We start from the raw sequence: 12644 nt of genomic DNA on the forward strand, positions 1-12644 counted from the left end.
AATTACCATTGATTAAAAAAGAACACACCTTCTCTCGTCAAACTTGCGCTTTCTATCGACTGCTTAAATATTGTAGTATTCAAGAATATCAAAGTAACCATTAATATTAGAGCTCTCATATTACTAAAATAACATAAAAGGCAAATTATAAATGGAAGAAAGCTTACCATTAGTCTTCCAGCAAAAGGGCTAAAGAAATACATACCTAGATATATGGAAAGCCCTAATATTGCTATCACATAATGCCCATCATTGAGATATATCCTCTTATACTGTGTAAGTATCATGATTAAAATACCACTAAATAAAACAAAATTCCCTCCTCCAACACCCGTGATAGTTGAGCTATATTCAGTTGCTTGTCTCAATGCTAATAATTGAGCAACAGGAAGGATTAACAAGCTAATTCCTATGGAGATAGTAAACAAAAATAAAGATCGAAGTATAATCTCCTCTGAGACTAATTGCTTAAAAAAGCTATCAGCCACGACAAAAAAGAATACTATAAACATAGATGAATGAATGAACCCTAGTAAAAAGACAATTAACTTAAAGTATCTTTTATGTCCCAAAAACAGGATTGCCCACATCATCATTGAGGCTGCAAATGCTTGCCTTAAAACGACAAGTTGCATATGAAATGCCTGCGGAATGAATAACAATGCTAAAAAGCCTAGAAAACAAACTAAAGCATTTCTACCTTTGTAAAGAATGAAAAAACTAACTGTAAACCCAGTAAAAAAAACAAAGACTAGCGGTATAACTTCTGGTTTGAAAAAGTTACTTAAAAAAGAATTTAATAGCAAAAATAATGGTTCGTTAGTCAGAATAGCCAATCCATCATAACGATCCATGATTTTCATTGAGTCAATCGCATATACGATATAGTTTTGCCTATCTCTAAAGAGTTCATTAGGCAGTAATGTAAGCAATAAGCCATATATTACTGAAATTACTAAGTAAGAAAGTATATAGAGCCTATATTTAGTGATTCTCATTTACTTACTATCTCTAGTTTGAAAGTAATTTTAACCACGTGCTTAAGATGGTCTCTGTACTAAACCTCTTAGAGTTATTGATTGAGTGCGTGGTTAGTTCTTGATAGCGTTCTGAGTTCATCGATGCCTCAATACCTTTAATTAAAGAGTCTTTTAACGCAATAATGTTATTTGCTTCACACAACCAACCATTATGACCATCTTGAACGACTTCAGCTGGTCCTGTATCACAATCAAAAGAGACGATTGGTAAGCCATAAGCTTGCGCTTCGATTAATACTAAAGGCAAACCTTCAAACCTGGAGCTCATAACAAAGAGCTTTGATTGAAGATAATAGTTCTCGATCTGGTTGGTTTTAGGGATAAACTCAATTGTTTTGGTAACATCTAACTCAACAGAGCGCTTTGACAGAGCTTCCTCATCTTCCCCGCTACCTATAATCTTTAATTTCCATTGAGGATACTCTTTTGAGACTTGCTGCCATGCTTCAAGTAAAATATCGAATCCTTTTTGATAAGTTAACCGTCCAACAGCTAAAACCACATCATCTTTATCTTGACTGATATCAGTGGGTTTAGAAACGGTAATAGGATTGGGTATTGAGACTAAGTTTGCCTTGCATTTAGTACCAGATATCCAAAGCTGCTTATCTCTTTCCGTCAATGTAACAACATCGTCAGCAAAAAGAGCAGCTAGTCGTCTTGCAAAACGTCTAGTTTTTCTTCCAAGATCAACTTTATAATTAAAATGTTCCCAGCAGATGTGCCTTACAGATGTGCCACATATTGCGGGAGTTGAGTATAAAGCGAGCATTGACTCAACATCGATTAATATATCAATCGCATTGTTTTTTAAAAACTTTTTTAAACGTGATACGATTAATGGAAACCGTAAAGTCCCACTTCCATACGTAGAAAATAGCGTACTGCACCTGATATCTGCTGAAACAGGGAAAAAAGGCTTACTTTTACCTTGAAGACTTAAGATATAAACATCATGGCCAGATAACTTAGATAGTTCATTTGCCAGCCAAATCGAAACTCTTTCTGTACCACCAGACCCTTCTAAGCTCCCAACAAAAAAACAAATATTTGACATTAAAATCTCTTTATTTATACAAATAATCTATGATAGTAAATGGTAATTTAAAAATGACACCTACTTAAGGAAACGATTAGTTAACTATCGAAAAATCATTCTATTTACTTAATTATTGATTTAAAAAATTCAACAATTTTTAAAAATAAAATTGACATATTAACACCAAAGTTATTAAACAAAAAAATTGCAATTTTAAAGTGAGAACTTATATTACCTTTAAATAGCACTTCATTTGTTTCAGGAAATAAACTCAATGCTTCTCTCGGAGATGTATTAAGAGATGAGTAAATTAATGTGGTTTTTTGACTAAGTTTAAACTTTAAAAAGCCTTCTTCACAATATTTATAAACGCCATTGTTTTTTAAATTTTTACTTATTTCTTCAGCCGCTTTTTTAACTTCTACAATTTTACTCTGATCTATTTTCTTAGTTATAGAAGAAACATTGCATTGATTATAAACAACATAATCACCTTTAATAAAAACTATTTTTTTAGCTGACAATAAAAACTGAATATTAAAGATAAAATCTTCAAGGAAGTTTATTTCATTAGGGAAATTTATTTCATTATTTTCTATAATTTCCCTCCTGTAAAGCTTATTCCAACAGTAACCTTTTACCTCATCCAAAAGCAAATATTTTATACAATCTAAATTACTATCAGACTTCTTCTCCGACATTCGCTCTAGCCTGTCAGGGTATTCAATAGTATAGTCCGAAATGACAAGATCTAAACCTCCACCTTTCGCAACGGTATACACATCCTCCAACCAATTACTTGATGATGTATAATCGTCACTATCAAGGAAGGCGATATACTCACCAGTTGCAAGCGCTAAGGCTTCTTGTCTGGTTTCTGAAACACCCTTATTCTCGCGGCTTACAATTACTATATCCCAACTATCAGATATACTTTTTTGGTAGTTAGATACTTTGTCTTTTAAGATAGATAAAGAGTTATCTTTTGAACCATCATCTAAGAATATAACCTGTAGTTTATCAATACTTTGAGGGAATATAGAGTCGATACATCTTCCTATATATTTCTCTGTATTATATATAGGAACAATGAGTGAGACTTTATACATATTGATGCTCATTTATTGCGGATAAAAGAAATTTCGAAGCAAAAGCACGCTTTTGAGATAAAATTTTGTTAACCTCGGTAAAATCCACCTCTAAATCTAATAATTTATCGTTCAGTAAGTTAACTGAGTCTACTAATCTATGCTCTAAATTGAACATTTTGAGTAATGAGTTAAAACGAGCTAAGCCACGCTCTGAGTTACCAATTGCAATAAATGGTTTGTTGTATATAATCGAAAATACAACTCCATGAAAGGAGTCAGTGACGACAAACTGAGAGTCTCGGAAACCTTGTATCCAACGAGTGACAGGTTGATACTGATCTAAATCGTTTTGTGGCATTAGCTCAAAAGAGGATATGTTCAATTTGCTAACTACCTTTGTAACAACCGCTTTTTTATCTTCAGATTGATCGAGCACATAAACCATTACTCCTTTTGGAATATCTATATGCTTTTCCTTGTCTATCAAAGCGTTGTATTGAGATGCTTCAAGCAACATTGTTGGATCGATAACATGTAAAGCCTCAACTCCGAAATTGTCTCGACAAAGATTCACAGCACTGTCTTCTCTAACACTAACAGCATCAAATTGCTTCAAATGATGTGAGCATTTTTCGAGCAAGTCGTGGTCAAACTCACTAATATTATCTACGCCAAAAGAGGCAGCATAAGATATTTTCTTAATACTAGGATCTTTAATAAAATTAAGGAAGAATGCTTCAATTCCTGGTGAGTACTGAGGTCGCCATACTTGGTCACTACCTACAATAAATGTAGAGAAGTTATATTTTTCCAGCTCATTCAATCTTGATACAGATTCAATTTTGTGTGTTGTTTCTATATTTTCTTGTCTAAAGCGATCTGTATGCTTAGAGATTCTAGCTTTTTCTTTGTTATTAATTGGAAAAACTCTTTTAATATCTTTCTTTAACACATATTTTTTTATAGCATTGACTAGAATCCCTCTTATCCCCCAAAATTTAGCTTTTTTAAATGGTAAGTCAACAGTTAATACATCATGGCCTTGTTCTTTAAGGAAGCGTTGAAGTGCATACGCTTGAAGCAGTCCACCATAATTAGTATGAAGGGGCTGGGTCATAATTGCTATTTTCATTTTTTGTTTCTTACCTTTTTCAGGATGCTTTCTTTTTTTCGGTTAAAACGCGTTACAAAAATCAAAATCTCTCTTATATAGTATATTTTCTTTTCAAAAACTTGAGCATCAGATGATTTTTTCCAGAGTTTTAAACTTTGAGATCTAGTTACCATTCTCATATAGTGAACTAGTTTTAATGACGCTGGTATATCTGTTTGGGCAAATCTTTTTGGTGGCGTTTCCTTCAATTTGTAAGCTTGAGTACGATACTTCAATCCAACTCTTCGGTGGTTGAAACTGCCTCTCTGAGTTTCAACTACTTTTTCAACCGGGACTTCATCCACAATTAAGCTTTTTCTCTCTATACCTTCAGAAAATATATCATTAGCTAACTGGGTTCTAATAATTATAACATTATGGCCCTGGCCATCGTCTGAGTATGGCTTTACCCATGCATCCCCTAAGGATATATCAGCAAGCTCAGTCGTAACATCATCACAAAAGTCACACGCCTTCGCTTTAAATAAACCTGACCCCCACATATCGCCTAGTTTATTCATTCTTATTGATTTTTCTTTTTCTTCAGAAATGCAAGAAAAAGAGTAATCAGAAGCACTAGTGTCAACTGATTTAATTCGATATTCAGGTGACATATAGTTATGTCTAGACGCGCCTGATTTTTCTGCTAGATAGTCTGTATAGTGCCTACTCTTGACACCACCACAAATAATACCAACCGTAAACCCAATTTTATCTTTATAACGCTGATCGTTATGCTGTAATAACCTTACCGCTTTAATAAAACACGCTACACCTACTATTGCTACTTTACCTTCCAGTGTTAATATTGACTCTAGCGCATTTCCAAGGCTTACAGGATAGTAGCGAGTTTTAGATGAAGATCGTACTTTGTCAACACTATTGAATACACCATATTCATAATGTTCACCTTCAGTCCCTGAACGAGACACACAAACCACATGGTCAACAATCCCTTGCTCCAGTAACTTTTCCAAAAAATAGGTCGCTATTCCTCCCGAAGAACTATTTTGTCGGTGAACTTGTGAGTAACCAACATAAGTATTGATGTAATGGCCCACTTGTGGGTCGTGCTTTTGAATACCATCATAGATATACTTTTTCGACAACTCATCTTCAGTACGTACATCGGCGTCAGGCTTTGTATTAAAAGGGCAAACTTGCAAACAAGCACCAGAGCAATCACACTTTTTTAACTGTCTAGGAGTTAAAAAGCCATCTTCGTTCCATTGCATTTTAAGAGACTGATTATCACATTGTGTAATACATGCCCCACAACCAATACATAGTCCTTGTTCCACAATTAACTCTGATATATTTCTACAACTCACTAGTTCTACCTTTCACTTTGGAAAACTTAGATTTTAAAAAACTTCTCACAAACATCTTCTCATTTTCATCAATACCAACTAAATAGATTGAAAGTATATTAATCATAACGCTTATGATACACCCGCCAATCAACCCAAAGATACCTTCGCTAAAATAACTTGATATCGATAAGTTTATCGAAAATGATAACAAAGAAACCAACGCAACCCTGAAGATGACACTTCTTACAAATCCTTTGATCAACTCCGGTTCGAAATTGTATAAAAGGATTAACCTTAATACGAGAGCTATTAGCGATATACTTATCGCCACATAATAGACAATACTAGGAGCTCCGCCTAATTTTAGTGCTAAATATGACACGGGTAAGTTAAGTAAAATAACGGTTCCAACCACGATCTGATACAATTTAATCTTACCCGTTGCTTGAAAAGTAGTCATTATCACTCCAGAAAGGCTAATTATCAAACTATCAATTACAACCAGTTTGACAAATTTTTCTGTATTTTCCGGAACATTACCTAACCAGAGCTTTAATATATAGTCTGTTTGAACTAATATTGGCATAGAAATAAAAAGGAGTAAAAAGAATGATATCTTTGCGCCAGAGAATATTAAGCTGCGTACGTACTTAGTATCTCTACCTGAATATGATTTTATAATCTGCGGAGCAAAAGACGTTTGTAAGCTGCTCACAAAACCAAATACCGCACTATTTACTTGCATAGCTATAGCTCTTGCTGCATTTACTACAGTACCAAATGTAATATTTAAAAGTATATTAACACCATAATTGGAAACGACAGCTGCTATATTCCCATAAAAATTCCATCCGATATAACCAACCAGTTTTTTAGAGTATTGCTTATTCCAAGAAAATATAATTCTTGTGTTATGTAAAGCTACTTTATTATAAAATACATAACAAAGAAAAACTAAAAATGCACTCATTGAGATGAATATTGCATAGTATAATAGTTTGTCACCACTAATTAAACTGAGAATTAATACCGAGCCAAGCTTCAGAGCAGCATCTGCAATGCTGATATATGCAAATGCATCCATTTTTTCAAAAGAAATAATATTGGCAATATACGGAATTGATATAAGGTTAAAAAACACTGTAATTAAAGACATATAGAAGACTAGTAATGCCGTATCTAACCTTATATCCGGTATTGTTAAAAATGAACTTACAACCCAAGAACCTAAAGATAACCCTATTACAAAGAATATAACTCCAATAACTAGATGAATTGTTAAGCTAGCATTAAATATATTTTCTAGTTTATCTTTATTATTATCAGCTTGCCCTAATTCAAAACAAATGAAGCGCTGTGTTGCAGTTGAAAGTGCTCCATTTACGAAAGTCAATAGAGAAATAACGCCAGCAACAACGTGATATATACCAAAATCTTCAACACCAAGTTGTTCCAATACGATCCTTGATGAATACAATGACACAACTAATATCAATATCATTCTAAGGTACAGGAACAATGTGTTTTTTATAATTACTTTGTTTTTCAATATCATCTTGTTAGCCACTGGCTATAGTCAAAGTCGAAGTTAAAGTCATAAAGTGTCGAGTAATTACTTTTCTTCGGACTTCAGCACAGTGAAGACAAAAAGAATACCAATACCAAAAATCATCCCAAATACCGTACCTACAATACACAGGAATGCTCGATTTGGCTCATGCTTCAATTCAGAAAGAACGGCTGGATCAATAACTTTAAATACAAACTCTTCTTGTACCTCGGCTAGCATAAGACTTTTAGTTTGCTCTTCAATTAGCTTGTAAAAGGTGCTTTGCATATCCGTGATAGATGTTTTTTCTAATTGGGCATTTAAATAGTCAAGGTTTTTTGAAGCTTCTTTAATGGTTCGTTCTCGCATTACGTTGTTGATATCTTGCACCAACCAATCAACCCATTGTTGAGCAATGTATGGTGAGTAATGCTTTACTGAAACGCTATAAAGGCCATTCTTTTTATCTTCAGAAATTTCAAATATATCTTTTCTAAACGTTTCATATGCTTCTTGTGCAGTAGGCTCAACACCTCTAAGACCTTTTGGCTCGCGTAACCATTTATTACTTTTCTCATCGTATACTTCATCATCTAGGATCAACTTGTTATTGTTTAAATCCCAATCTCTAGCTGCCATCAAAGGAACAAGTAAATCATGCTTGGATATAAAACCTTCAATGAACTGCCGAGATCTCATTACTTGTACAGCAAGTTCAGTTTGCGATGATTCCGAGGCGCCTATATTCACTCCAGCCAATGCCGCTAATCCACCAAGTTGTCCAGCCATTTGCGACAAATTGCTACCACTAGCACTCTCTGCAGGAGCAAGTAATGCATCAGCTCTATAAATGTTCGGTAAGTTCAATGCATAAAGGACAGAGCCTACTGCAAATACGAACGTGGTTGCAATAATGATCAACTTTCCTTTCCATAACACCCTAAACAGTTCTCGTAAATCAACCTCATCATCATAATATTCAGGAGAGTGAGGAGAATAAGGCAAGTAATTTGAGTTTGATTTTTTTTGGGATTCCATTGAGTTTAAAACTCCAAGTATGTATAAGTATCCTTAGAGAGGACACCTTTGGAAACTATGTAATATGTATCGAAGTCAAGGCAAGTTTTAATACCGAGAATCAACAAATAGATAGATTACGAAAAATGGGGGTTGCTCGCAGCTAAGGTAACATTAATTTTCGAGTTATTTAAGTTGACTGCTTCACCTCTTAAGTGAATTGCCAAAATGACATTAGATTTTGGTATCTCATTAGGAAGCGTTAAAAGAGGTTAACTGACTTTAATATTGCAAGTGGTTATATATGCAATATATACCTCCATAGTATGTATATGCTGAAGACTACAGAAATCCGTACCTACCGATGATTCTAAATAATACTTTAACACAGTAAGTGATGCCTCAATCACCTATTTAACCAATAGTAGGAAAGCCTAGTAACCTTCATTACTAGGCTAACAATGGTGTTATTTAAGCGCGTTAATCGCAACACCAGTCTGGTAAAGGATCTGCGTTGCAGCTGTCCAGGTACTTAATGCGTCGCGATAATCCGTATCTATCGGCACAACAATCGTGTCACCTGCTTTTAGCCCTTCTTGGTTGTTTCCGAACCAATATCCGGAAGAAGGTTTGTAAACAGAACCGTCTGCACGAACTACAAAAATGCGGTCTTCGTCCGCTTGTTTTTTAGCTCCACCCGCTTTATTTAGGTAATCGTCAACATCGAGTTTGTTGTCCAATAAGTAGGTAATAGGAACCTGAACTTCACCCATGATTGAAACTGTGTTGCGGAAGGTCGGAACAAAGAGGAAGTCGCCGTCTTCTAACATAAAATCTGCTGAGCGATCGCCTTTGAAAATACGGTTTAGCTGCACTACCATTCGTCCAAGCGCCTTACTGCGACTTGCTTCTTCAACAAATGCTAGTGTTTTCTGTGGATCGGTAATTACGGAACCAATATTGCTGTCGGCTCTGAATGTTTTCTTCGCAGTTTCTTTGCGCATATCAGCGGCGTATTGATTTAAGAGCTTCTGCTCTTGTAAGCGCAATGCTTCACGCGTGAATATTGCTCCTTGAGGGTGAGCAAATTCTGTCAGACCGCCAGCTCGGCCCAATAACTCACTTATGGTTTCACCTTGGCGCACTGTATAGGTTCCAGGGAAGCGAACTTCACCCTGTAAAGTTACTGTGCTTTGTAGCTTCACATTTGGCTTTTCTAAGATGTTCAAACGGTCTCGGCCCACGATAACTGCATCGTCTGAGGTACCGCCTTGTATTGCTTTACGTAAATCAATCCGTTCAACATCAATATAAGCACGCTCATCTGCACTATTAATCGCGGTTCGTGCTAACTCTGCACTAATTGTGAATGCGTTATAAGTCAAACCACCAGCGGCTTCAATCAGCGTTGATACCGTCATTCTTGGAGTAATCGGGTAGCGCCCAGGGTGCTTCACTTCACCAAATACTTCTGCAATTTGAGGGGCTAGCCCCAAACGAGACTGTTGTTGGAGTTGTAACAATACTGGTGCAAGCAAAGTGCGACGAGTATTTTGCTTCAGCTTTTCAAAGTCTTCCTCTGTAATCTCTTTACCGCGGAAAATAATTTTTCTTTCTTCTTTTGCTTGCTGGTTCCAGCCAACATAATTCTGTTGGTTATTGAAATTAGTTTGTTGCGGATTATTGCTAGTCATCGCATTGTTACCTGCGATTATCGAACCTGCAGGGTTATTAACCATAGCAGCAGACGAGCTCATCTGTTGCTGTTCTTTCTGTTGCTCCATCTCCGCCTGTTTTTGAGCTTGCTCGAGTGTTTTCGCTTTTGTAATTTCTTCATCATTAGCGAGTGTATCTAAATCTTCGTTATTGAACCGGTTGAAGACTAGAACTCGATCACGAGAACGTAGAGACATATTGTCTTTGCTGTTAGGAGATAAAATCGCGTTCGCGAGGTTTATCTGAAATACTTCGATATCACGTTGAGTATTAACTTCTCGAACAACAACGGCGTAGTTAACATCAGCAGTGGCATTAAATGCAGAGTCGACAGATTTAAACAAATCAGCAATACGCAAACTTTGATGCCACTCTACATAACCAGGGTGTCTTACATCCCCTTCGATTTGAACATATCGAGTAAGCTCTTCGCTTTTTTTCAAGATTTTAATAGCATCGCCATTTTTTACTTTGCTTTGCTTATCTTGGCTCTTACTAAAATCGAGAGTGACCGCTTCACGAGTCCCATGCGTTGCATAGCGTTTGATTTCTAGCTGTTCTTTATACGCGTTGGCAGTAAAACCACCAGCTATTTGAATAAGTTGTTGGTAGGTTTCACCCGGCTTAACCTCATAAATTGCAGGACGATTAATCTCGCCTTCTATAGAGACCGTATCTTTAACAGAGCCGATTAAAACAACATCATCCGGTAGTAAGCGCACATCATCACTCGCATCACCTTTTAGTAACAGATCATACATGTCCAACTTACGAATAATTTTTCCGTCACGCTTTAGCTGAATATCTCTTAGTGCCCCACTTTCACCAAAACCACCGCTGTAGTAGATAGCCTGTGATATTGTCGTTAATGCGCTAACCGTGTACGCTCCTGGCTTATATGCATCGCCCATGACAAATACTTGCATGGTACGTAGTTCACCTAATGAAATATCGCTACGAACACCTATCATTTGCTCTTTTACACGTTGCGTTAGAGAGTCTCTAACATCAGAAAAGTGCATACCTGCAACATTTACTGGCCCAAGAGAAGGAAAGTTGATTGTTCCTGCGCGATTTACACGTAAGCGATGTGTTTCGTTCTCCTTACCAAATAACTGCACGATGATTTCATCGCCTGCACCCACAGTGTAATTAGCCGGAACTGGAACATCACTTATCGGAGCAAAGGTGCTTGGAGAGCCAGCAAAGAGTTCAAGGCCAAAGCGTTGTAACTCATCATCTTCTTTTTTAGTATCCCATATTTTTTCTACTTCAGTAGAACTCGCCCCACTCAATTGAGTTCTAGGTTGAATAACTTGCGGATTTGAGTATGACGTAGACTGGGAAGAAGAGCCTGAAGGGATACTAAAGCCATACTTACTCGCCAGTGCTTGCTGCTGATCTGCTGGTAAGTTCTGAAACATTTTGATTTGTTCTGGAGTAGGTGTTTGCGCAGTCGAGTAAGACGCAAACATGCTTGCCAAGACACAAACGGCAATGGAGAGATATCCTTTAAACATGATATGCCACTATAATAATTGGATAAAAGGTCCTAGCGCTCAAGTTTGAGTTCTAGGTATTTAAATTAGAATCTGTGCTGGAAACCCAGTGTAATCGAGTTAAGGCGAACTTGGTTTTCTGAAACGTTATCAACGAACTCAAACACAACTGCGCTTTGTTTGTTCAAAGCGTAATGCATACCTAACCCAAAACTGAATCCTTGCTCTTTGTCGGAGCCTACATTTTGTAAGTCAAGTTGAACGCTCGAGTACCCTGCTAAACCGTAAAGTGCAACTCGCTCTGAAACAGGCATATTTAGCTTAAAAAAGCCACTCATTGCACTATCAACGGCAAGCCCACTATCACGCTGAACTGACGTTCCATAGCGTCCTTCTAAACCAATATAATCGTTAAAGAAGTACCCTGCTTGCGCACTAAGAAGAAAGGGGCTTCCCTCTTTCACGGACTCAGAAGGCGAGCTTTTCAATTCGGCATTTGAGTAACTCACTAGTGCACCAGCGTAAAAATCGGCAGATGCTGAAAAAGAACTCAGGCTTAAGCCCAGTACACTAAGTATTCCTAAACAATGCTGTTTTCTTATCACGTAAAAGTTCCTAGTACTGGTAATAATGAGTGCTACGGACTTCAACGTACGCCTCGAAGACTCATTAATTATTGATTTTTGGCACGCTACCGCCCGGCGGCGTTGAGCGTTAGCCACTGTATCGCTTTCTTTATATTCAAGCGCCCAGCTCCCTCCAAACACTTAAGCCGTACTGAAGGAACAGGCCGCCAAATTATGCACGCTTGATGGTTTATCAGCAAGTAAGGGAATAAGATAACCGCGCTATGTCACGTTGGTGTTAGGAATGAGATCGGAAGCCTGGCAAAATAAGAAACTATTTACATGCTAACGTTTTTTTATCTAGAATATAGTTTGGAGCATTTTTTATGCTACCAAACATCGATGTTTTTATACCGGATATACAAGGATTAATAATGAAGAATACAGCTCTAGCTATTCTTATGGCTCTAAGCGCATCAACTGCATTTGCAGCAGAAGAAGCAGGTTCAGCAGGCGCAGCTTCTGCATCTGCAACAGGTACAACAGCCGTAGCAGTAGGTGCAGCAGCAGCTGTAACTGTAGTGGCAGTTGCAGCGTCAGATAGTGACTCGTCTACAGCAACAAACTCTAATTCTGGCTCTGGCTCAGTAGCTAAATAATT

The 12644-nt window shown here is 36.9% G+C and carries 10 protein-coding genes; 1 reads left to right on the forward strand and 9 read right to left on the reverse strand.

Annotated elements, in window-relative coordinates:
- Nucleotides 1-2: 2 nt before the first annotated feature.
- The 9 genes from ACF8EG_RS09110 to ACF8EG_RS09150 form a co-directional block, all read right to left on the reverse strand.
- Nucleotides 3-998, reverse strand: a complete 996-nt coding sequence (locus tag ACF8EG_RS09110) for an EpsG family protein (protein ID WP_140278293.1) — start codon at nt 996-998, stop codon at nt 3-5.
- 13 nt (nt 999-1011) lie between these two features.
- On the reverse strand, nt 1012-2097 hold the full coding sequence (locus ACF8EG_RS09115; protein WP_206959396.1) for a glycosyltransferase family 4 protein: 1086 nt from the start codon (nt 2095-2097) through the stop codon (nt 1012-1014).
- 104 nt (nt 2098-2201) lie between these two features.
- The gene (locus tag ACF8EG_RS09120) at nt 2202-3188 is read right to left on the reverse strand and encodes a glycosyltransferase family 2 protein (protein ID WP_276419642.1); all 987 of its coding nucleotides are present in this window, start codon (nt 3186-3188) and stop codon (nt 2202-2204) included.
- Complete coding sequence (locus ACF8EG_RS09125) at nt 3181-4302, reverse strand: polysaccharide pyruvyl transferase family protein (RefSeq protein WP_140278273.1); 1122 nt, start codon at nt 4300-4302, stop codon at nt 3181-3183. The genes ACF8EG_RS09120 and ACF8EG_RS09125 overlap by 8 nt, the downstream gene beginning before the upstream one ends.
- Nucleotides 4299-5624 (reverse strand): Coenzyme F420 hydrogenase/dehydrogenase, beta subunit C-terminal domain, encoded by a 1326-nt coding sequence (locus tag ACF8EG_RS09130; protein WP_276419640.1) that lies wholly within the window; start codon nt 5622-5624, stop codon nt 4299-4301. Before ACF8EG_RS09130 ends, ACF8EG_RS09125 begins: the two co-directional genes overlap by 4 nt.
- Before the next feature lie 19 nt (nt 5625-5643).
- Nucleotides 5644-7092, reverse strand: coding sequence for an MATE family efflux transporter (locus ACF8EG_RS09135; RefSeq protein WP_276419638.1), 1449 nt, complete (start codon nt 7090-7092; stop codon nt 5644-5646).
- A 156-nt stretch (nt 7093-7248) separates the two neighbouring features.
- The gene (locus ACF8EG_RS09140; RefSeq protein ID WP_140278276.1) at nt 7249-8223 is read right to left on the reverse strand and encodes a Wzz/FepE/Etk N-terminal domain-containing protein; all 975 of its coding nucleotides are present in this window, start codon (nt 8221-8223) and stop codon (nt 7249-7251) included.
- 446 nt (nt 8224-8669) lie between these two features.
- A complete protein-coding gene (locus tag ACF8EG_RS09145; RefSeq protein WP_140278277.1) occupies nt 8670-11438 on the reverse strand; it encodes an SLBB domain-containing protein in 2769 nt (922 codons plus the stop codon).
- Between the two features lie 65 nt (nt 11439-11503).
- Nucleotides 11504-12022 (reverse strand): porin family protein, encoded by a 519-nt coding sequence (locus ACF8EG_RS09150; RefSeq protein WP_025503632.1) that lies wholly within the window; start codon nt 12020-12022, stop codon nt 11504-11506.
- A gap of 395 nt (nt 12023-12417) precedes the next feature.
- On the opposite strand from ACF8EG_RS09150, the gene ACF8EG_RS09155 reads away from it, so the two are divergent.
- Nucleotides 12418-12642: a hypothetical protein gene (locus ACF8EG_RS09155; RefSeq protein ID WP_025503633.1), complete on the forward strand. Its 225-nt coding sequence runs from the start codon at nt 12418-12420 to the stop codon at nt 12640-12642.
- Nucleotides 12643-12644: the final 2 nt, after the last annotated feature.

This window comes from Vibrio sp. YQ_11, from assembly GCF_043103065.1.
GTDB classification, from domain to species: domain Bacteria; phylum Pseudomonadota; class Gammaproteobacteria; order Enterobacterales; family Vibrionaceae; genus Vibrio; species Vibrio parahaemolyticus.